The following is a 21,360-nucleotide window of genomic DNA, read 5'->3' as shown; positions in this document are numbered from 1 at the left end:
GGCGCGATGATCTCGGCAATCGACCCCGGGAGCCCCGCCGAGACCGCCGGTCTCTCCCTTGGGGACGTCGTGTTCGAGGCGGACGGCGAGCCGATCCGCTCGGCCGGCGGCTTCGTCCGGCTCGTGCGGGGGAGCGGGGTCGGCAACGATCTTCCGCTCCGCCTCATGCGCGACGGCGGGGAGATCACGGTGGAGATCCCGGTCGAGAAGGCGCCGAAGGGCGGCGACTGACAAGTCGCCGGGCCTCGAAGCGAGACCGGGACGGGGCGAGCAGGAGGCTCGGCCTGGACGCGCGCGCTCTCCGGACCCACATTTGAACCGGATTCGTCCGGGATCGGGGACGGGATGCTGCGCGCCGAGGGCCGGCAGCCATGGATGATCGCACCGAGAACGAACGTCGAGCCGCGACCCCACAGGTCGGGACGCCGGGGGTGACGGAACGGTTCGCCACCGCCGCCCTGGGGGTCTTCGGATTGCACAGCATCGCGAGGAAGATGACCGTCCTCGCGCTGATCGCGACCCTGCTCCCGTCGGTCGCCATGGGGTGGCTCTCGTACGTCCTCAACGAGCGGACCTTGAGGGCCAAGATCGGCCAGGAGCTCGAGAGCGTCACGTCCCGGGCCTCGCGCGAGATCGATCTCCTGATCAAGGAGCGGCTCTACGACGTGCGCGTCTTCTCGACGTCGTCCGTGGTCGCGGAGGCGGCGGAGGAGCTGGGGGACGCCTCGGCTGCCGGCGACCCGGGCCGGACGAGGGAGCTTGCGAATTACCTGAGGTCCGTCCGGGGGAGGTTCGCGGACTACGAGGAGCTGCTCGTCCTGGATCCGAAGGGGCGGATCGTCGCGACGACCGCGGACCGGCCCGGCGTCGTCGAGCTGCCGAAGGAATGGGACCGACTCGCGAGGGCGGACAGGCCGATGGTCGGAAGGGCCGGCCGCGACGAGAAGCTCGGCACGGAGGTCATGATCATCGGCGAGCCCATCCGGTCCGCCCGCGACCGTTTCGTGGGCGTCTTCGCGGCGAAGGTGAACTTCAAGGGCATCGGCGAGGTCCTCCGCGCGTCTTCGAAGGACGCGGCTTGCGAGCTGAGCGTGGTGGGTCGCGACGGGATCGCCCTCGTCGCCGCCGCGGGGAATGGCGGTGGTTCCCGCCGCGCCGAAGTAGAGCCCGCGGTCGCGCAGGCGCTCTTCTCGAAGACCGCGCCGCTCCTCGAATACCGGGACGAGGACGGACGTGCGACCGTCGGGAGCCTCGAGCCCCTGAAGCAGATCGAAGGGGGCGTCCTCGCCCAGCTCGACCGCAGGACCGCGTACGCGCAGATCGGCAGACTTCGCAGCATCACCCTGGCGCTCACCTTCGCCCTGCTGATCGTCGTCGGCTTCGCGGCATCGCTGCTCGGCCTCACGATCGTCCGTCCCTTGGGACGCCTGGCGAGGGGATCGGCGAAGGTGGCCGGCGGCGACCTGACGATCGACCTCCCCGTGCTCGGCCGGAGCGAGGTCGCGGGCCTGACCGCGCTCTTCAACAACATGGTGCTGCGGCTCGCGCATACCCGCGACGAGTTGGACGCCAAGAACGAGGCGCTTCGCGCGAAGAACGCCGAGCTCCAGACGCTCTCGAGGACCGACAGCCTGACCGGCCTCCAGAATCGCCACTCACTGATGGGCGCGCTCTCGCGGGAGGTCGAGCGGTCCCAGCGCTACGACCACGCCTTCGCCGTGTTGATGCTCGACGTCGACCATTTCAAGAAGCTCAACGACGCGCACGGCCACCTCGCGGGCGACCAGGTGCTGCGCGGCATCTCGAGGCTGCTCGAGCAATCGACCCGCTCCTGCGACTGCGCGGCGCGATACGGAGGCGACGAGTTCGTCGTCGTGCTCCCGGAGACGGATCTTACGACCGCCGTGCAGGTCGCCGAGCGCATCCGCCAGCGCGCCGGCGCGGTCCGGCCCACGATCACCGACGATTGCTGGGAGGTGTCGCTGAGCATCGGCGTCTCGATGTACCCCGAGAGCGCCCTCGATCCCGACACGCTGCTCCGGGAGGCCGATGCCGCTCTGTACGAGGCGAAGAGGTCGGGCCGGAACCAGGTGGCCGCTTCGGTCCGCCGGCGCGGCGCCGGGGCCCCATGGATCCTACTCGAGGCCGGCGAGCAGCGCCTCGAAGATCCAGCCCGCTGAGTGATCGTCGCAGACGACGCGCACCCACTTCCCCCGGTAAGACAACCCGGTGACGGCGGTCCCGGGCTTTAGGGTGGCCAGGACCTCGGCATCGAGACCTGGCGCCTTTCGGAGCTTGCAGGTCTTCGTCACCTTGAGCTCCATCGGCGTCGCGAACCGGACCTCGCCGGCGAGGGGATCGAGATTCCCTCTGAGCCGCGCCTGGATCTCCGCGGCGCGGACCTTCGTCCTGGCCTGGCTGACCAGGTAGAGCGATCCGCCGTAGTTCTGCTTCTCGAACTCCACGCTGCTCATGGCCAGGAGCTGCTCGGCAAGCGCGACCGCCTGCGGCGGCTCCGCGCCGGCGTACCGCTCCTTGACCGCCTTGAGGGCGATCTCGCCCTCCGCCATGTCCGAAGCAGCCTGGGCCTTGCTCTCGTGACTGCGGAGTTTCGCCTTCGACCGAACGACCTCGCCGATCGCGTCCTCGAGCTCCACCTGCTGCGTCGAGAACTGCTCCCGCAGGGCCTTGACGAGGGCGTCCCTCTCGAGGAGGCGAAGCTGCAGGGCGGCGACGTGGTCCTCGAGCGCCTCTGTGTCGCCGGCGGCCTGGGCCTCCCGCTGCAGCCGGTCGATCTCCTTTTCGAGCTCCAAGCAATCGCGGCGCGGCGCTTCGACGGCTTCGGGCGGCCGCGTCCCGGGCTCCTTCATCGAGCTCGGGCAGCCGAACGCCGTCAAGGCCGCCGCGACGAGCGCAACGACCGAAGCACGACGAGACCAGCGTTGGCTCGCGACCGCGGACATTCCCGCTTCCTCCAAGGACCCGGGCCCGGGTCGGGTGCGATGCCACGGGCCAATATGGCGCGCCGGGGCGCCCCGCGCCACGCCCCTTCTCATAGGTGGACTTCCACCACGTCCCCTTCGTCGAGGACGTGATCGCGCTGCACCGTCTGGCCGCCGAACACGCGCTTCCCCCAGATTCGGGCGAACTTCATCTGGGCGAGGACGTCCTTGTGGATCCGCTCGGCGAGGTCGCCGACCGAGGCGCCCCGCGGCAGCGTGAACGGCGCCTCGAGGTCGGGCGGCTTCCCCGGCTGCTTCGTGTACACCCGAACGACGTCGAGCGCCTCGAACGTCCTGCGCCTCAGCTCCTCGAGCCCTTGCCCCGTGGTCGACGAAACCGCCACGATGGGCCACCGCCCGCCGAGCATGTCGTCGAGGGCCGCGACGGTCCCCGCCGCGCCCGGCCGATCGAGGCCCGTCACCACCAGGATCGCCTTTCGCGACCGCCACCCGGCCTCCATCGTCGCGGGCGTCGGCTCCCCCGCGGGACGGATCTCGATCCGCCCGTTCCGCAGGAGGGCCTGCGCGGAATCCATCTGCTCCAGGGGGTCCTCGGAGCCGGCCACGAGCCAGTAGAGATCGGCGCCGCGAATCGCGTCGAAGAGCCAGGGCTCGAGGTGCTCCTCCGACAGCGGCGGAAAGTCCACCAGCTGGATCGCGACGTTCTCGAACGGCATCATCCCGGGGAGCGGCTCGCGGGTGGTGAACGGGTAGGCCGCCACCTCCGGCCGCGCCATCGTCAGCCGGGTCACGAGCGACGATTTCCCGGTGTTCGCCGGACCGACCAGCGCCACCTGCCCCGCTCCTTCGCGGCGCACCGTGAAGCTGACGCCCTTGCGTGCGCCCCTCTTCCCCTCCTGCTTCCTGAGCTTCGCGATCCGCGCCTTGAGGTCACCCTGGAGGCGGTCGGTGCCCTTGTGCTTGGGCATGATCGCGAGCATCTCCTCGAGGGCGGCGATCTTCTCCTCGGGGCTTCGCGCTTCGCGGAACCGCTGCTCGGCGGAGTGGTAGGCGGGCGGGAGGTTCGCGGGCATCCGGGGCCGCTCAGGCCGGCTGGTGCTCCGGCCGAAGGAGATCGAAGACCGTCTTGACGGGGGTGAACGTCGCGGACGGCACCTCGACGAACACCGTGTTCCAGCGGGCCATCGCGCCGTTCCAGAGCCCCGGCCGCTCGAGGACTCGGATCTCGCGCCCCGCCTGGAACTTCCTCGCGACGATCACCGCGTCGGGGTTCACGAACGCGCGAAGGTCGTACGGACGGCCCGAGGGGGCGCACACCCCGCACACCAGGTCCACCGGGTTGAAGTGGGTTGCGGTCTCGAGGATGGCCCGCTGCGCGGCGGAGGCGCGGTCCACCTCGGCGCTCTCCACGATCTGGAGGCTCGTGCCGCCCGAGGCCTCCCGCACCCAGAACGGGCCGCCCCCGGGCTCGCCGGTGTTCCTCACGACGCCGCAGACCCGGAGCGGGCGGGAGAGCGCGCCCTGGAGCTGGCGCCGCCTCGCTTCGCCGTCCGACACGTAAGGCGCCGCGTGCCCGAGAGGCCACCGTGCGAACTCCTCCGCCTCCTCGAGGAGCGCGGGCTCCGCGCTCCGCTCGAGAGCGGACGCGTACCGACGGACGCGTTCCTCGATCTCGACGAGCCGGCCCACCAGGAGCCGCTTCCAGCGCAGCGTCGCGCCCCGGAGCCGGTCGGGCTGGACGTTGTCGACGTTCTTGATCAGGACCACGTCGTCGCCGAGGTCGTTGAGGTTCTCGATCAGCGCCCCGTGCCCCGACGGGCGCAGGACGATCCGGCCCCCGCCGTCCCGGAGCGGCCTGCCGTCGGGCTCCACCGCGATCGTGTCCGCGGAGGGCTTCTGCAGCGAGAACGTGACGTCGAAGCGCACCCCGAGATCCCGCTCGTATCCCGGCCCCGCCGTCCGCAGGAGCTCGCGGAACCGGCCGAGGTGCTCCGGCGAAACCGTGAGGTGCAAGCGGCACGTGCCGTCGGCGCCGCGCACGGTGCCGGCCGCCTCGACGAGATGCTCCTCGAATGCGGTTCGGATTCCCTCCCGGTAGGCGTGGAACGGCAGGAGGCCCTTGGGCAGCGCGGCGAAATCGAGCCCCCCGGGCCCGAGCAGCGCGCCGAGGATCTCGAGGAACGCCCCTCCGGCCTGGAGCTCGTCGAGGTCCTGTCCCGCGCGCGCGAGAACGTCCCGCAGGGGCTCCCTGAACGGGAGCCGCCGGATTTCGCGGAGCAGATCGAGCGCGATGGAGGGGTCCCCGCCGCGCTCCGCATCGAGGAGCGCGATCAAATCCTGGAACATGCGGGTCGCGGCGCCCGACGCCGGGACGAACTTCGTCAGCCGCCCGGCCGCGGCGGCGACCTCGTGCCGCGCCAGGAGGCCGGGGGTCGCGGACGGCGAGATCGTCTCGATGCCGTCCCCGAGGGTCGCCGGCCGGTCGAGCCGCACGCGCGCCGGCGGCCTCAGGAGGAGCGCGAGCTGCCGCTCCGCTTCCTCGACGGCGATCCCGTGCTCGCGGAGCTGCGCGACATCGAACTCGCGAAACGGCGGGTCCGCCAAGATACCCTCCGGGGACACCGGGGCCGCCCCTACCGCTCGCCGCGGGAGACGACGACGGCGGCGGCCAGGTCGCCGCTGACGTTCAGCGTCGTGCGGCACATGTCCAGGAAGCGGTCGACGCCGAGGATCATCCCGATCCCGTCCGGCGGGACGCCCACCATCCCCAGGATCATCGCGACCACGGGAAGGGAGCCGGCGGGAACGCCGGCGGTGCCGATCCCGCCGAGAATGCAGATCATCACCACCAGCGCCTGCGAGCCGAGCGACAGGTGCACCCCGTAGAACTGTGCGAGGAACAGGACCGTCACTCCCTCGAACAACGCCGTCCCGTTCTGGTTCGCCGTCGAGCCGATGGTCAGCACGAATCGGCTGACCGCGCGCGGGAGCTTCAGGTTCTCTTCCGCCACCTTGATCGCCGTCGGGAGGGTGGCGTTGCTCGACGCCGTCGAGAACGCCGTCAGCATCGCCTCCTCGATCCCCCGGAAGAACTTGACGGGGCTCATCCCGCCCAGCAGCTTCACCGACAGCGAGTAGACGACGAACTGGTGGATCCCGAGGGCGAGGAGCACGACGAACACGTACCTCGCCAGCTGCCACAGGACCTCGTACCCCAGCTGCGCGGTGAGGGTGTAGAGGAGCGCGGCGACGCCGTAAGGGGCCAGCGAGATCACGATCCCGATCAGGCGCATCGTGACGTCGTAGAGCCCCTCGAGCGCATCCTGGAACTTCCGCGTGGCGTCGGTCCTGGTCACCGCCAGGCCGATCCCGACCATGAGCGAGAAGAACATCACCGCGAGCATGTCGCCGTTCGCCGCGGCGCGGACCGGATTGTCGGGGACGATCTGGACGAAGAGATCGATCCCGGTCTTGGGGGCGGTCCCTCCCGAGAGCGCCGAGGCACGCTGAGCCGCGCCCGCGGTGAGCCGCGCCCTCATCTCCTCCGACATCCCCTCGCCGGGGCGTATCGCGTTGACCAGCACGATGCCGATGAACACCGCGATCGCCGACACGGCGACGGTGTACGCCAGCGTCTTGAGGCCGATCCTCCCGAGGCTCCTGAGGTCGCCGAGCCCCGCCACGCCGAGGGCGAGCGCCGCGAAGATCAGGGGGATCACCAGCATGAACAGCAGCCGCAGGAACACCTGGCCCACCGGCTGCGTCACGTACCGGATGAACGCCTCGAGGCGGGGATCCTGCCCCAGGGCGAGGAACGAGGCGACGCCGGCCCCCGCTCCGGCGAGCCCGCCGATCAGCATCCGGGTGTGCAGGGGGACCCGCATGGCGGGAGTATGCCCGTGCCTCGCCGCGCCGACAAGGCGTCAGCGCTTCGCCTCGGCGAGATCGGCGCGGGCGAGGAAGTCGTCCAGGATCCGGTCGAACTCCTCGGGGCGGTCCAGCATCGGCCAGTGGCCGACCCCGGCGATGACCCGCCAGGGCAGGTCGGAGATCGCGGCCCTCAGGCTGTACGGTCCGCTGTTCGCCTCGCTTGCGATCACGAGCCTCGCCCCCGGGTAGCTCTTGAGCGCCCCGACGGGGCTGTACGCGAACCCTCCCCGAAGCGTCGCCACCACGACCTCGCGGCGCGTCAGCCGCATCACCCTCAGGACGTGGCTCCTGACCGCAGGGTCGGAGCCCGCCATCATCTCCGTGAAGTACTTCCGCATGAACCGGGGGTAGGTCTCGGGGCGCATCTGCCGGAACATCGCCTCGGCCTCGCCCCTCGGCACCCGGGTGTTGTCGCCCGACGGATCCGCGAGGACCAGCGCGGCCACCCGATCGGGACGCGCCGCCGCGTAGCCGCAGGCGACCGCGCCTCCGAGGCTGTGGCCCACCAGCACGAATCGCTCGAGGCCGAGGCCGTCGGCGACCGCCTGGACATCGGCCACGTAGGACGGGACCGTGTACTCGCCCCCTGGGGCGGCGGCCGACTCCCCGTGGCCGTGGAGATCCACCGCGATCGCGCGTCGCGTCGTCCGGAAGTGCTCGAGCTGGTGTCGCCAGAGCGTTCGGTCTCCCGCGAGGCCGTGCACGAACAGCACGGGGAGCGCGCTCCCCGCGCCCTCGTCGTCCACGCGAAGCCGCCCCGCGGGGCCGTCCACGCGCTCCACGAGTTTCCGCGGCGCCGGCGTCTTGGGCGTGCCGGCCGATTCGGCGTCCCGCACGCGCTCCGCACCTCCTCGGCAACCCGGCGAGAGCGCCAGGATCGCGGCCAGCCCGGTCGCCGCCGCCCGCTGCATCATCTCCCCACGAAGACCAGGAAGGCGGCGACGCCCGCGGCCATCATCGCGACGAGGGGTGGGACCACGACGACGAAGAGCCTCCGGCCTCCCGCCCACCCCGCAAGCGAGATCTTGACCACCATGTTGGCGAGGAACCCGACGAGGATCGCGAGGACCGCCCCGCGCTCGGTCAGCGTTCCCGCGGCGGCGAGGGTCGAAACGGCGAGGGTCACCGCGTGGACGTCCATCGCGCCGCCGAGCGCGGCGGTCGCCAGGACGCCGGCCGGCCCGAAGGCCCGGGTCGCGGCGGAGGTGATCACGAGCATGAGCCCGAGCAGGGCGGCGAACCCCGCCGAGGACTCGAGGGCGAGGGGATTGTCGACCTTGAACTCGGTGGCCGCATCGCCGCCCTTCTCCGCCCGTGAGAGGCGCCAGACGAAGCCGGCGCCGGCGAGGGCGCCCACCGCCACCGGCCACCCCACGACGGGGAACACCCTGGCGACCATGTCGGGATTCGCCACCGAGACCACCACGAGCTGCGCCGCGGCCGATGCGGCGTTGGCGAGGACGATGCCCGCCGCGAGGTGGCCGGCGAGCCCCGCCGCCTCCCGGTTCTTCCGGGCGAGCGAGAGCGTCGTCGCGGTGGACGACACGAACCCGCCGAAGAGGCCCGCGACCGCCAGGCCGCGACCCGGCCCGAGCGCGCGCACCGCGAAGTAACCGCCGAACCCGATCCCGGTGATCAGCGCGAACAGCAGCCAGAGACGGAAGGGGTTGAACAGCCCCCACGGGTCGACCGCGCGGTTCGGGAGGAGCGGGAGCACGACGAACGCGATCACGAGGAACGTCAGCGCGGCGGAGACCTCCTTCGACGAGAGCCCCGCCTGGGCGAAGTGGTGGATGCGCGGCTTGAGCGCGAGCACGACCAGCGTGATGACCGCGAGCATCACGGTCAGCTCGACCTCAAAGCGCGCGAGGTAGCCGAGGGTGAAGGTCACCATGGCGGCGACCTCCGTCGTGGCGCCGACGCCCGATCCCTCCGGCCCGAGGGGCGCGCGCAGGTAGCCGGCGAGGATGATCGCCCCGGCGAACGCGGCGAGCGCGATGGCGAACGGCTGGCTCTCGACGTACGCCGCGACGGCGCCGAGCAGCGCGAGGAGCGTGAACGTCCTCGAGCCGAGCGGGTCGCGCACGTGCCGGTCGGCATGCGCCCTCTCGCGCTCGATCCCGACGAGGAGCCCGATCGCGATCGCCAGAAGGAACGGCCGGGCGGTCTCGAACATCCGTCCCCCTCCCTTCCCCGCTCAATTTCGTCTCGAAAGGGCCGGGAGGTCAAGAGGGCTCCGCTCGTCACCCCGCGCCGTTATGGCATGGCCGCGCCCGTGCGCGTAAGCTGGCGGCGCGGGATCGCGCTCCGGGCGGGCGCCGTCTCGACCGACGAGAGGAGAGCGTGGCGACGTTCCCCAGCGTGTTCGTCTCCCACGGCGCGCCGACCCTGCTGCTCGACGAGACGGAGACGCGCGCGTTCCTCGAAGGGCTCGGCTCGACGCTCGGGACTCCCCGAGGCATCGTCTGCGCATCGGCCCACTGGGAGGCGCCGTGCGCGACGGTCTCGGGGTCCGCCGCGCCCGGGACGATCCACGATTTCCTGGGCTTCCCGTCCGAGCTGTACGCCGTGCGCTACCCCGCCCCGGGCGACCCGGCGCTCGCACGAAGCGTCGCGGCCCTCCTGACCGCCGCCGGCATCGAGGCCGCGATCGACGGAGCGCGCGGCCTCGACCACGGTGCCTGGGTGCCCTTGAAGCTCGCGTACCCGGGCGCCGACGTCCCCGTCGTCGAGATCTCCGTGCAGCCGGGACTCGGCCCCGCGCACCACCTCGAGATCGGCCGCGCCCTCGCCCCACTTCGCGAGGACGGCGTGCTCGTCCTCGGGAGCGGCGGCGCCACCCACAACCTCCGGGAGTTCGGACGGTACGCGATCGGCGATCCTCCTGCCGGATACGCCCGGGAGTTCGACGAGTGGCTCCGCGACGCGATCGGCCGCGGCGACGCGGAGTCCCTCCTGTCCTACGCCGATCGCGGTCCGCACGGCCTCAGGAACCACCCGACTCCGGAGCATTTCCTGCCGATCCTGGTCCCGATGGGCTCGTCCGGTCCCGCAGGCCGCGGCCGCAGGATCCACGCCGCATTCGAATACGGCGTCCTCTCGATGGCCGCGTTCTCCTGGGACTGAACTAGAATCGATCCCATGTGCCGGGAGCCCGGACGATGAGGGTGCTCGCCCACGCCGACCCGTTCGTGCTCGAGTCGGAGATGCTCGAGCGGGTCGCGGCGGCGAAGGCGGAGGACCCGCTGGCCCCTCTGCTGGTCGTCGTCCCGACGGCGCGCCTCGTCGCCCACGTGAGGCGGCGGATCGCCGAGCGGACGGGCGCCTGCCTCGGCGTCCACGTCCTCCACCACCGCGCGCTCGCGCTCACGATCCTCGACGGGATCGTCGGATCGCCCCACCGGGTCGCGTCGAGGCCGCTGTTCCTGGCGATCCTCTCCCGAGTGCTCGACCGGATTCCGGACAATCCGCTCGCCCGTTTCGTGCGGGCGCGACCGGGGGCCACGTCGGCCCTCCTCGGCACGCTTCGCGACCTTCGCGACGCGGGGGCGGAGCCGCGAGATCTCCGCGCCGCCGTCAGGGGAAGCCGCGAGGAGGCGCTCGCCCAGGTCTACGAGGCGTACTCGGCGGGCCTGGCGTCGCTCGCGGCGGGGGGGCTCGCGGATGACGCGGCCCTCGCGCGGGCCGCGACCGGCGCCGCCAGCGCGTTCGCGAAGGGTTTCGCCGCGATCGTGCACCACGGCGCGTACGAGCTGATCGGGGTCCACCTCGACCTCGTGCGCGCCCTCGACCTCGGACGCGGCGTCGTGTTCCTTTCCCCCATCGAGCCTGGCGCCCGGGTCTCGGAATACGCGGAGCGCTTCGCGGAGCGCCATCTGCTCTCCCCCGGCGAGAAGGTCGAGAGTCTCGAGCACCGCGCCGGCGGGCTCCTCGGGGAGCGTCTCGGCGCGCTGTACGACGAGGCCGTGGAGCCGGGCCCGCTTCCCGCCGGGCGCGTGCGCCTCCGGCACGCGCAGGGTGCCCGGACGGAGATCGAGACCGCCGTGCGCCACGCGCTCTCGTCGGTCGCCGCCGGCGTCGCGCCCGAGGGGATCGCCATCGTCGCGCGGAGCCTGGGGCCGTACGCCGCCGCGGTCGAAGAGATCCTCGACGACGGAGGTCTCGCCCACACCTCCTCCCTCGCCGTTCCCCTCCGCCGCGATCCTTTCGTGCGCGACCTCCTGACGCTCCTACGCGCGGTCGCCGACGCGTTCCCGCGTCAGCGCACCGCGGAGATCCTGGCCTCCCCGCGCCTGCGGTGGGAGGCGTTCGGCATCGACGTCCCGCCTCCCGGCGATGTCGCCGAGGCCTGGAGCCGGCAGGCCGGGATCGTGGGAGGGGTCGAGGAGTGGACGACCTGGCTCGCCGACTGGGCCGGACGGCCGAGACACGACGAGAGCGCCACGGCGGAGGAGCGATCCGCCGCAGAGCGAGGCGCCCGGGGGCGCTTCGCCCAGGCACGACGGATCGGCGACGCGGTGGTGGCCCTCTCGGAGCGGTGCCGCGCCGCGAGGGCCCTCGATTGGGCCGCCCACGCCGACGAGGTGGAGCGACTCGCGCGCGACGCGTTCGTTCCGGGAGGCGACGGCCGGCCGGAGGAGCCGATCGGGGCGTTCGCCGGCCTCCTCGCGGAGATGAGGGCGCTGAAGGAGGTGCTCGGCGATGGAAGGCCGGTCCCCTTCGCGGAGATGGTCGCCTGGCTCGAGGAGGCCGTCGGTGACGCGACGCTCTCGCCACGCCGCTCCGACGATGGCGGCCTCCGGGTCCTTGACGCGATGCAGGCCCGTGGCCTGACGTTCGAGCGGGTGCTCCTCGTCGGGATGAACTCCGGCGCGTTTCCCCGCGTCGCGCGGGAGGATCCGTTTCTTTCCGACAGCACCCGGGCGGGGCTCTCCGAGACGATCGGACGCCCGGTCCCCGTCAAGCGCGACGGAGCCGCGGAGGAGCGGCTCCTCCTCGCCCTCGTCCTGGGGTCGGCGCGGAACGGCCTCGACGTGTCCTGGCAGCGGGCCGACGACTCGGGCCGGACCCGCACGGCCTCCATCGCGCTGCGGGAGATCGGCCGCATCGCGCTGGGCTCGGCGGACCTCGACAAGGTGCGCGACTCCGCTGACGAGGTCCCCGCCCATCCCCGCTTCCGGCTGGAGCACCTCGCGCGCGATCCCGGGCTCCTGTCTCCCGACGAGGAGACGCTGCTCATCGCTCTTCGCGGCCGCAGGAGCGAAGCCGCGGCCGCCGCGCTGGCGGGGAGGGACGCGGGAGCCCTCGCCCGCGGTGTCCTCATGCTGCAATCCACGGAGTCGTTCGACCCGGCGTGCACGACTTACGACGCCCGCGTCGGCGTCGGCCGGGTCGTGCTGGACCGGGTCGCGGTCACGGCCCTCGAGCAGCTCGGCCGCTGCCCGCTCCAGTTCTTCTTCCGCCGCGCGCTCAAGGTGTACGAGCTCGATGAGCCGGCATCCGCGTTCGAGATCGCGGAGCGAGATCTCGGCGAGCGGGTGCACGCCCTCCTCGAGTCGCTCTACACGCGGCTCGGCGAGGAAGGACGCCTCGACGCGGACCGCGCGGAGGCTCTCCTCCCCGACGAGTGGGAGAGGGCGATCGGCGTTACGGGCGCGCGCCTCGCCGAGCGGCTGCCAGTCCTGTGGGGGATCGAGCGCGAGCGTTGGCTGGCCGCGATCCGGGCGTTCGTTCGCGAGGACCTTCAGAGACTCGCGAGCGAGGGCCGCGCGCCCTGCTCGTTCGAGGAGACCCGCCGCGAAAGCGTGGACTTCGGCGAGGGCATCGTCCAGGTGATCGAGGGACGCTTCGACAGGACCTTCAGGAGGGACGACGGCATTCTCGTCGGTGACTACAAGACTGCGGGCGATCTCGTGGAGCGGACGAGCGAGACCGCCATGCTCAAGGGGACGACGCTCCAGGTCCCGCTGTACGCCGCCCTGGCCGACGGGGCGTCGGTGGAGCTGCTCGGCGTCGGCCCGGAATACGCTCCCGGAATGGGACGCCGTGCCGAGCACCGGCGCGAACAGTTTCCAGGATTCTCGCGCCCCGAGGTCGAGGCGGGATTCCTCGAGACGGCGCGGTTGCTGATCCGGCTCGCCCGCTCCGGACGGTTTCCGCTCAGGAAGGGCCGTCACTGCTCCTGGTGCCCGTACGCCGGCGCGTGCCGCCGGAACGATCCACCGACCGTGTACCGCGAGGAGAACGCCCCGGACACGCGGGACTTCCGGGACCTGGCGAAGAAGAACCAGCGGGACAAGCCGACGCTCCGGGACGTTCGCGCCGCGCGTCCCGCGGCCGGGGAGGCGGAGTCGTGAAGCCGACCGCGCTGTCGGACGCCGACGCGCGCCGGCGCGCCGCGACGGAGTTCGATCGGAATTTCGTGGTCGAGGCCGGGGCGGGGACGGGGAAGACCAGCCTCCTGGTCGAGCGTCTCCTCGTGGCGACAGGCGCCGGCCTCGCCGGGGCGACGGAGTTCGCGGCGATCACCTTCACCGAGAAGGCCGCCGGTGAGATGCGCGATCGGCTGGCCGAGGGGCTTACGCGCCTCCGCCGCGCCGCCCTCGGGCAGGAGCCGAACGACCCGACGAAGCCGTGGAGCCGGGCGCTGGATCACCTGGTCCGCGATCGCGGAATCGCGCCGGCGGACGTCTCCGCGCGCGCCCTGGCCACGTTGACGGAGCTCGACCGGGCTCAGGTCACGACGATCCACTCGTTCTGCGCCGACCTGCTCCGGACCTACCCGTTCGAGGCGGGGGTGGATCCCGGGTTCGCCGTGGACCGCGGGCCGCTCTTCGAGGACCTACTCGACGATGAATGGGAGAGGTTCCTCGGGGAAGAGCTGGGCCCCCGCGCGACGCGGGCAGACCTTTGGCGGCGGCTGGTGCCGCGGATCCGGCTTCCCGCGCTCAGGGCTCTCTCCCGAGGCCTCGCCGCCTTCTCGATTCCCCCGGCGCTGCTCGCCGGAACGGGGCGTCCGCCGGACGCGTCGTCGTTGTTCGGCGGCGAGGCCGCAGGGCTCGCCGCGGCGATCGGGTCCGTACTCGTCCGCCAGAAAGGGATGTCGTCGGGCGCGGTCGAGAAGCTCGACCTGTACCGCCGGGCGCTCGACACCTTCGCGAGCGAGGGGCACAAGGCGCTCGTGGCGCTTCTGACGCGTCCCGACGAGGCCAAGACCCTCGGGAAGACGCCGCCCACGTCCAAGAGAAAGCTCGGCGACGTGGAGCCGGGGGAGATGGAGGCCGTCGCGAAGGACGCGCGCGATCTCCTCCTTGCCGTCGCCTCCGTGGACGACGAGGCGTTCCGCGACCTCGTTCTGGCCTCGGCGCCGTTCGCGCTCAGAGCGAGGGACCTCCTGCTCGAGCGCGGCGCCGTCAACTTCGACGGTCTCCTGACCCTCGCGCGCGACGTGCTCCGCGACCACCCGGCCGTCCGGGAGGAGGTGCGTCGCCGCTACCGGATGCTCCTGGTGGACGAGTTCCAGGACACCGACCCGCTGCAGTACGAGATCGTCCTTTTCCTCGGAGGAGCGAAGGCCGAGCGCGAGAGCGATCCGTTCGAGGTGCCGCTCGAGCCCGGGCGACTCTTCATCGTCGGCGACCCGAAGCAGTCCATCTACCGGTTCCGGGGGGCCGACTACGAGGCGTTCCTGCGGGCCGTGGAGCGCATCCTCGCCCAGGACGGCGAGACGCTCGACCTCGTCGCCAACTTCCGTAGCGTCGGGGCGGTGATCGCGCCGGTGAACGACCTGTTCCGGAAACGCTGGATCGAGTCGAAGCCGTACCAGCCGGAGTACAAGGCCATCGAGGCCGCGAGGCCGGACGGAGACGAGGGCCCGCGGGTCGAGATCCTCACCGTCGCCGCCACACCCAACGCGGACGCGAGGCGCGAGGCCGAGGGCGCCGCCGTCGCGTCGCGCATCGCGGCTCTGGTTCAAGGGGAAGGCCGGCGTTACGGCGACGTGATGCTCCTGCTGCGCGCCTTCACCCCGCTGCCGTTCTACCTGAGGCCCCTTCGCCAGGCCGGGATCCCGTTCGTCGTGGACGGAGGAAAGCTGTTCCTCGAGCGGACGGAGGTCGCGCAGCTGATGGCGGCGCTGCGCGCGCTGGCTCGCCCCTCCGACCCGGCCGCGCTCCTCGCGTTCCTCCGCTCGCCGGCGGGTGGCGCCCCGGACTCGGAGCTCCTGGCCTACGGAACTTCGGGAGGCCCGTGGCGCTTCTCCGCGACTCCCGATCCCGCGGCGTTCCCCGCCGTGGCCGGGGCGCTTCGCCTGCTTCGCGGTCTCGCGGGGGAGACCAAGGGGATTCCCGCCGAAGCGACGGTCCGCCGGGTCCTCGAGCGGACCGGCCTCCTGCCGCTCGGCGCGTTCGCATACGAGGGAGCGCAGCGGGTCGCGAACCTGAGGAAGCTCGCCGCGGCCGCGGCGGAGCTGGCCCGGGACGGGACCCTCTCCCTGAACGAGGTCCTGGACGCCCTTGAGAGCGAGCGTGCCGCGGACGTCGAGGGAGATTCGCCGCTGGCCGACGAGAAGGCCGACGCCGTCCGGGTCCTCACGATCCACAAGGCCAAAGGCCTCGAGGCCGACGTGGTGATCGTCGCGGACCTCGCGCGCGAGGAGAAGCATGGCAAGTCCGCGGCCGAGGACGTCGGGAAGGTGAAGCTGGACAAGCGGGTCGACTCGCTCGCCCTCAAGGGAGCGGGGCTCAAGAACGCCGCCAGAATCCGATTCGAGCGCGAGGAGACGCGACACGACGAGGCGGAGGGCCTCCGCGCCTTCTACGTCGCGCTGACCCGGGCGCGGGAGCGGCTGATCCTCTTCGCGGCCGCCTCGAAGGCTCGCGCGCCGTGGGTCGAGGCGCTCGCGCCGTGGGGCTACTCCCCCTCGTCGCCGCCCGGCGACGGAGAGAGGATCCACGGCGGCCTCGTTCTGCACGTCGCGGCCACGCCCCAGGCTGCGCCGCGGCTTCCCGAGGCGGGTCTCGAAGGGGAATCGACGGCGGTGGCGGCGTGGCTCGACGCGACGGGACGCCTCCGCGACCGGGCGAAGCCCCCGATTCGAAGCGCGAGCGGGGCCCGGGAGGAGCGCGCAGCCCGAAGCGCGGAGGCGGAAGCGGGGTCCGCCGTCGACGCCCCGGACCGGGACGTCGCCCTCGCCACGGGAACCGCGGTCCACGCCGCGCTGGAGCGGTGGGACCCGGCGTCCAAGGCGCCGATCACGGCCGCGCTCGCCGACCTCTCCCGCAGGGCGGCGGAGGAGCACGGGGTCGCTCCCGCGGAGGTCGAGCGGGAGGCGCGAACCGTGCTCGCCGCGTTCCTCGCGTCCCCGCTCCCCGCCCGCCTCCGAACGATCGACGTGCTCGGCCGCGAGGTCCCCATGCTCCTCCACGAGGACGACGGGACGACGGTCACCGGGGTGCTCGACCTGCTCTACCGGGATGCCGAGGGGACCCTGGTCGTCGCGGACTACAAGACCGACCACGGTCTCACCCCTCGCGACGCGTCGGAGCGCTACGGTCCCCAGCTCGCCGACTACGCGGAGGCCGTCCGCCGCGCGATGCGCCTCGCCGCCCCGCCGCGCACCGAGCTGTGGCTCCTGCGGGACGGGAAGATCCTGCCCTTGCCGACGGGACCGCGGTGAGACCGTGAACGCGGCGACGTGCGTCCTCCTGCTCCTCGCCGCGCTCGGGGGGCCCGCCGCGCCGCCCGGTGAGGCGCCGGACCCCGACCGCGTCCGACTCGAGATCGAGAACGAGCGGGGGCGGGTGAGACGACTCGTCCTCGAGCCTCGCGCCCGGGTGCCCCTCGACCCGCTCGAGGACGGCGTCGTCGTGGCGCTCTCGGACTCGCGGCTCAGGGTCGCCGGAGCCGGCGCGACGGCCGAGGACTGGCAGCTCGTCGCGGGCGAGGCGAGATGGCGCCCCGGCGACGCCGTCACCGTCTGGAACGTCGGCGAGAGGACGGCGACGCTCCTGTCGTTCGAGATCGCGAGGACTCGCGGGCGGGCGAGGCTCGGTCCGCTCGCCGCGCCCGACGCGGGCCTGCGGTGGGTCGTCCTCGAGAACGGAACCGTGCGCGTCGTGCGCAGCCGCGTGCCGCCGGGAGCCAGGATCCCGATGCACGCGCACCCGGCGCGGCTCGGCGTCTGCCTCACCGGGATCCACGCACGCGAGATCGTCTCCGGCGGCCGCTCGTTCGAGATCGTGAGGGAGCGGGGCGAGACCTTCTTCATGGGGCCGGTCGTCCACTCGGTCGTGAACCTCGAAGATCGCCCCTTCGAGGTCCTGGAGATCGAGCTGAAGCGATCGCCCTCTCCCGATCCGCCTTCCGTCCGCTTCCTCTCCGCCGGCGGAACGGAGTTCGCGCTCTTGGAGCGCGGCCGCGGGGAGCCCCTGGTGCTCGTGCACGGCGCGGCCGGCGACCTCGGGACCTGGGCCGGCGCGATGGGGAGGCTCTCGCGGCGCTACCACGTGATCGCCTACAGCCGGAGGTACCACGACCCGAACGGGTGGGATGGAGACGGAACGGACGACACGCTCGCGCTCCACGTCCGGGACCTCGCCGCGCTGATCGAGACGATGCGGCTCGGGCCCGTTCACCTCGTGGGCCACGCCGACGGGGGCGCGATCGCCGCGATCCTGGCGCGGGACCGCCCCGACCTCGTGCGAAGCCTCGTGCTGGCGGAGCCCTGGCTGTTCACCCTCGTCCCGTCGCCGGCCGCCGAGACGCCGCCGGGTGCGCGGCTCGAGTCCCTGGTTTCGAGGGTCCGCTCAGGGATCGAGGGCGACGACCCCGAGGGCGCGTCGAGGACGTTCGACGACTGGGCCATGGGCCCGGGCGCGTTCGACCGGCTACCGTTCGCGCAGAGGCGCATCATGCTCCGGAACGCCGCCACGATCGTCCCGGGGATCCTGAGCGCGGAACGGACGGCGTTCCGTTGCGAGGACGCGCTCGGGATCCGGGCTCCCGTGCTCCTGGTCCGCGGCGAGAGGAGCCCGGAGCCGGTCCGCCGCGCGGCCGATGCGCTCCTCCGATGCCTGCCCGCGGCGCGAGCCGCCACGATCCGGGGTGCCTCTCACGGCATGATCGTCGAGGCCCCCCGGGCGTTCGGCCGCGCGGTGCTGGACTTCCTGAAGCGGAAGATATAGATCACTCTGCGGGATGAAACGATCCGCGTCATCGAGTCGGCGGAGCATGGGGCAGCTCGCCGCCGCATTGATGTCGCTTTCGGCGGCGGCCTCCGCGGGAGGGCCCTTCGCGCAGGGACCGCCGGAGCGCCTCCTCGATACGATCACCGCGGAGCGCATCGAGCCGGACGGGCGATTCAGTCCGTACCCGCGGTGGACCGCGCCCGGACGGCCGACGCTCGCGCTGGCGCTCTCCGGCGGCGGCGCGCGCGGCCTCGCCCATCTCGGGGTCCTGGAATCGCTCCACGAGGACGGGGTCGAGTTCGACGGGATCGCCGGGACGAGCATCGGCGCCCTCACCGGCGCGTTCGTCTGCGCGGGGTACTCCCCGGAAGAGATCGAGGAGATCCTGAAACGGCGGGACTGGGGCGCGATCATCGCGGGACTCGACGTCCGGCGGCGAGTGCTGTCCGAGTCCGAGGACATCGAGCAGCGGAGCGCGCTCCTGAAGCTCCAGTTCCGGCGGCGCAGGCTTCTGGAGGTCGGCGCGATCACCGAGTCGCGCCTCCTCGAGCGGGAGCTCTACCGGTACCTGCTGCGGGCGCAGCTCGAGTCCGGCGGCGACTTCGACCGCCTCCTGTACCGGTTCCGGCCGGTGGCCGGGAACATCCTCACCGGCGAGCGCGTCGCGCCTCTGTCCGGCGACCTCGTCGCCTACGTGCGAGCCTCGTTCGCGGTGCCGGGCTTCTTCGAGCCGGTCAGGGTGGGTGGCGCCCTCCTGGTGGACGGAGGCGTTGTCGAGAACATCCCGGTGGACACCGCACGGTCCCTGGGCCCTTCCGCGGTGGTGGCGGTGGACGTCTCGGAGGGCATCCCGCGGGCGGACTATCTCCGCGGGGCGCTGGACAATCTCTACCGCTGGATCAGCGTCCTCATGGCGGATCAGGGAAATGAGTCGCTCTCCCGCGCCGACCTCACCCTCACGCCGGCGGTCCTCGACATCACCCGGCTCGACTTCGCGACCAACGTGGACCGGCTCGTTGGGCTCGGACGAGAGGCGTACCGGAGCGGCCGCGAGGCGCTCTGGGCGCTGCTCGAGGCGCGCTCCCGCGACCGCGCGCCCGTGGATTTCGCCGGGATCGAAGTCGCCGGGACCTCGTGGATCACTCCCGACGGGATCGCCGAGCGGCTCGGCGGCGCGCGGAGGACCGTGACCCGGTACCGGATCGCGGCTGAGCTGGCACGGGCGCTCAATCTCGGCCCGTTCGAGTCGGGGCGCGTGGAGTGGATCGAGACCGCCCTCGGGCGGCGGATCCGGTTCGTGTTCCGCGAGAACCCCGTGGCCCGCTCGGTCGAGCTCGTCGGCGATCGCGTGCCGCTCCCACGGGACGCGCGGCTCCCGCTGCCCATCGACCGGCCGTTCTCCTGGGAGGAGGCGGCCCGCGCGTGCCGGGAGTTCCGGACCTCGCTGGTCGAGGACGGGCGGGTGCTGGCCGCGCTCGGCGACGCGCGATTCGACGGCTCGACGGGCACCGCGGCGGTCCGGGTTTCGGATCTGCCCATCGGCCGGATCCGGACGGAGGTCGAGGGGGAGATCCGGCTCGAGCGCACCCAGCGCTTTTTCGAGGATCTCCAGGACAAGCGATTCAGCTTCGACCGGCTCGCCGACCGGCTCGACGAGATGGTCGCGCGCAGAGCGATCTTCGAGTGGTCGCTCGAACCGACGCTCAGGGAGGACGGCCGCGCCGACCTGGCGCTTCACGTCCGAGGGGACGACTTCTTCGAGGCCGCGGTGGGCGCATCGTACAGAGGCGCCGTAGGCTGGGGCGGCTGGGCCCGCGCCGCGAAGGCCAACCTGACCGGCAGGGGCGACTTCGTGGACGTGACCGCCGGCGCGGCCGAGGACGTCAGGGCGCTCTCCGTGCGCTACCGGACGGAGTACGGCGCCGGGTTCCAAAACCTGGGCGCCGACGTGGGCGGAACGCTGTTCACCGCGCGATCGCCGGTGGCGGACCTCGACCAGCGGCTCGTGGACTCGCTGGCCGAGCCGTGGCGGGGCGAGCGGCTCTGGGCGACGTTGATCCATCGCGTCCGCTGGGGAGCCTCGCTGCAAGCGGGGTTCCGCTGGGAGCGCGACCGGCTCGACGCCACCGCGTCGGCCCCGCTCGAGGAGGTCTCGCGGACTTCCGCGGTGCTGTCGCTCGGGCTCGACCGGCACGACCGGCTGCTCTTTCCGACCCGCGGCGGCGCGTTCCGGCTCTCCGCGGAGCGATCGATCGAGGGGGACGAGCTGTGGAAGGCCGAGGCGCGGGCGGACCGGGAGATCTCTCTCGGCGCGAGCCGACGCCACACCTTGACCGGCCGGCTCGGGCTGGGGCTTTCCGACGGGACCGGGCGCCGGCCGTTCTGGTTCAATCCCGGCGGCTACCGGGACCTATACGGGTTCGTGCCTTACGGAGCGGCCGCGCCGGACTACGCGCGGGCCGGCGCGACCTGGCGCCTGAGGTGGCTCGACGTCGGTGCGGCCCGCCTCTACCTCGAGGCGGGGGCCGACGCGATCCGCACCGCGTCGAGCCGCGGCGGCCTGAGGGGCGGGGACACCGCGTACGGCTGTGGCGCCAGCGTGATCGTCCACACGCGATTCCTCGGACCGATCGCCGTGGGCTTCGGGCGCAACGACCGGGGCGCGGTCACCGGCTTCATCACCGCCGGCTACTCGTTCGTCCCGGAGTGAGCCGAGCGTGGGGCGGAAGCCCCCACGTCGCGGACTCGCGTCCGCTCACGACGTAGCGATAGGGCTTTCGCGCCCACGCCCCCGCGTAGTCGACGCCGATGCGCGGCGTGCGGCGCACCCGGTCGTCCGGGAACGGCTCCCCTTCCTCCAGCCAGAGGTCGGGACCCAGGAGAGAGGCCCCGTCGAGCGCGCGATCGATCCGGAAGGCGCGCGTCAAGCGGCCCGGGCCTGCGGCGGGGGACTTCCCGTCCGGGGACTCCGCCGCGCGCACCAACACCGCCGCCGGGTAGCCCTTCTTCCCCGTGACCAGGTTCAAGCAGTGGTGCATGCCGTACACGAGGTAGACGTACGCGACGCCCCCCGCCTCGTACATCGGCGCGTTGCGTAGGGTGGGCCCGCGGCGGGCGTGGCTCGCCTGGTCGCTCGGCCCGTCGTAGGCCTCGACCTCGAGGAGGCGGCCGCGCAGCACGCTCCCGTCGTGGAGCCGGCGGCACAAGACCCGTCCGAGCAGATCGCGGGCGACCGCGAGCGTATCCCGCCTGTAGAATCGGACTCCGAGCCGCTTCATCCC

Annotated in this window: 14 protein-coding genes; 7 read left to right on the top strand and 7 right to left on the bottom strand. The window is 72.5% G+C overall.

Annotated features, from left to right (window positions below; all coding sequences use genetic code 11):
* Both LAO51_05045 and LAO51_05040 read left to right on the top strand, forming a co-directional pair.
* Nucleotides 1-231: PDZ domain-containing protein (locus LAO51_05045; GenBank protein MBZ5638110.1), on the top strand; the 231-nt coding region annotated here is incomplete at its 5' end.
* A 200-nt stretch (nucleotides 232-431) separates the two neighbouring features.
* On the top strand, nucleotides 432-2,180 hold the full coding sequence (locus tag LAO51_05040; GenBank protein MBZ5638109.1) for a diguanylate cyclase: 1,749 nt from the start codon (nucleotides 432-434) through the stop codon (nucleotides 2,178-2,180).
* Here LAO51_05040 and LAO51_05035 read toward each other — a convergent pair.
* The 6 genes from LAO51_05035 to LAO51_05010 form a co-directional block, all read right to left on the bottom strand.
* Entirely contained in the window at nucleotides 2,136-2,963 is an 828-nt protein-coding gene (locus tag LAO51_05035; protein ID MBZ5638108.1) for an SH3 domain-containing protein, read from the bottom strand. The two genes, LAO51_05040 and LAO51_05035, sit on opposite strands and share 45 nt — an antisense overlap.
* An 89-nt stretch (nucleotides 2,964-3,052) precedes the next feature.
* Nucleotides 3,053-4,036 carry a TGS domain-containing protein gene (locus tag LAO51_05030; protein MBZ5638107.1) on the bottom strand — a complete coding sequence of 328 codons (984 nt, stop codon included), beginning with the start codon at nucleotides 4,034-4,036 and terminating at the stop codon, nucleotides 3,053-3,055.
* Between the two features lie 10 nt (nucleotides 4,037-4,046).
* Nucleotides 4,047-5,567, bottom strand: a complete 1,521-nt coding sequence (locus tag LAO51_05025) for a DUF4301 family protein (protein MBZ5638106.1) — start codon at nucleotides 5,565-5,567, stop codon at nucleotides 4,047-4,049.
* Between the two features lie 29 nt (nucleotides 5,568-5,596).
* On the bottom strand, nucleotides 5,597-6,847 hold the full coding sequence (locus tag LAO51_05020; GenBank protein MBZ5638105.1) for a dicarboxylate/amino acid:cation symporter: 1,251 nt from the start codon (nucleotides 6,845-6,847) through the stop codon (nucleotides 5,597-5,599).
* Between the two features lie 39 nt (nucleotides 6,848-6,886).
* Nucleotides 6,887-7,804 carry an alpha/beta fold hydrolase gene (locus LAO51_05015; GenBank protein ID MBZ5638104.1) on the bottom strand — a complete coding sequence of 306 codons (918 nt, stop codon included), beginning with the start codon at nucleotides 7,802-7,804 and terminating at the stop codon, nucleotides 6,887-6,889.
* Complete coding sequence (locus LAO51_05010) at nucleotides 7,804-9,069, bottom strand: DUF4010 domain-containing protein (GenBank protein MBZ5638103.1); 1,266 nt, start codon at nucleotides 9,067-9,069, stop codon at nucleotides 7,804-7,806. Before LAO51_05010 ends, LAO51_05015 begins: the two co-directional genes overlap by 1 nt.
* A gap of 167 nt (nucleotides 9,070-9,236) precedes the next feature.
* Here LAO51_05010 and LAO51_05005 point away from each other — a divergent pair, with 167 nt between their 5' ends.
* Genes LAO51_05005 through LAO51_04985 form a run of 5 tightly spaced genes read left to right on the top strand, consistent with a single transcriptional unit; the run spans nucleotide 9,237 to nucleotide 20,789 of the window.
* Nucleotides 9,237-10,019 (top strand): dioxygenase, encoded by a 783-nt coding sequence (locus tag LAO51_05005; protein ID MBZ5638102.1) that lies wholly within the window; start codon nucleotides 9,237-9,239, stop codon nucleotides 10,017-10,019.
* A 35-nt stretch (nucleotides 10,020-10,054) separates the two neighbouring features.
* Nucleotides 10,055-13,249: an exodeoxyribonuclease V subunit gamma gene (locus LAO51_05000; GenBank protein ID MBZ5638101.1), complete on the top strand. Its 3,195-nt coding sequence runs from the start codon at nucleotides 10,055-10,057 to the stop codon at nucleotides 13,247-13,249.
* Nucleotides 13,246-16,569, top strand: a complete 3,324-nt coding sequence (locus tag LAO51_04995) for a UvrD-helicase domain-containing protein (GenBank protein ID MBZ5638100.1) — start codon at nucleotides 13,246-13,248, stop codon at nucleotides 16,567-16,569. The genes LAO51_05000 and LAO51_04995 overlap by 4 nt, the downstream gene beginning before the upstream one ends.
* A gap of 4 nt (nucleotides 16,570-16,573) precedes the next feature.
* The gene (locus LAO51_04990) at nucleotides 16,574-18,076 is read left to right on the top strand and encodes an alpha/beta fold hydrolase (GenBank protein ID MBZ5638099.1); all 1,503 of its coding nucleotides are present in this window, start codon (nucleotides 16,574-16,576) and stop codon (nucleotides 18,074-18,076) included.
* Between the two features lie 46 nt (nucleotides 18,077-18,122).
* Nucleotides 18,123-20,789 (top strand): patatin-like phospholipase family protein, encoded by a 2,667-nt coding sequence (locus LAO51_04985; protein MBZ5638098.1) that lies wholly within the window; start codon nucleotides 18,123-18,125, stop codon nucleotides 20,787-20,789.
* Here the strand turns inward: LAO51_04985 and LAO51_04980 are convergent.
* Nucleotides 20,758-21,357, bottom strand: a complete 600-nt coding sequence (locus tag LAO51_04980) for a DNA-3-methyladenine glycosylase (protein MBZ5638097.1) — start codon at nucleotides 21,355-21,357, stop codon at nucleotides 20,758-20,760. The genes LAO51_04985 and LAO51_04980 overlap by 32 nt on opposite strands.
* Nucleotides 21,358-21,360 lie beyond the last annotated feature (3 nt).

It is taken from the genome of Terriglobia bacterium, assembly GCA_020073205.1.
Taxonomy (GTDB): Bacteria; Acidobacteriota; Polarisedimenticolia; order Polarisedimenticolales; family JAIQFR01; genus JAIQFR01.
The sequence above is the reverse complement of the archived record's forward strand: the minus strand, read 5'-3'. Positions and strand labels throughout refer to the sequence as shown.

What these genes read in the sequence shown, in the direction of transcription:
- LAO51_05000 (MBZ5638101.1), top strand. Translation starts at nt 10,055, where the DNA reads ATGAGGGTGCTCGCCCACGCCGACCCGTTCGTGCTCGAGTCGGAGATG.
- LAO51_04980 (MBZ5638097.1), bottom strand. Translation starts at nt 21,357, where the DNA reads ATGAAGCGGCTCGGAGTCCGATTCTACAGGCGGGATACGCTCGCGGTC.
- LAO51_05015 (MBZ5638104.1), bottom strand. Translation starts at nt 7,804, where the DNA reads ATGCAGCGGGCGGCGGCGACCGGGCTGGCCGCGATCCTGGCGCTCTCG.
- LAO51_05035 (MBZ5638108.1), bottom strand. Translation starts at nt 2,963, where the DNA reads ATGTCCGCGGTCGCGAGCCAACGCTGGTCTCGTCGTGCTTCGGTCGTT.
- LAO51_05030 (MBZ5638107.1), bottom strand. Translation starts at nt 4,036, where the DNA reads ATGCCCGCGAACCTCCCGCCCGCCTACCACTCCGCCGAGCAGCGGTTC.
- LAO51_05020 (MBZ5638105.1), bottom strand. Translation starts at nt 6,847, where the DNA reads ATGCGGGTCCCCCTGCACACCCGGATGCTGATCGGCGGGCTCGCCGGA.
- LAO51_04985 (MBZ5638098.1), top strand. Translation starts at nt 18,123, where the DNA reads ATGGGGCAGCTCGCCGCCGCATTGATGTCGCTTTCGGCGGCGGCCTCC.
- LAO51_05010 (MBZ5638103.1), bottom strand. Translation starts at nt 9,069, where the DNA reads ATGTTCGAGACCGCCCGGCCGTTCCTTCTGGCGATCGCGATCGGGCTC.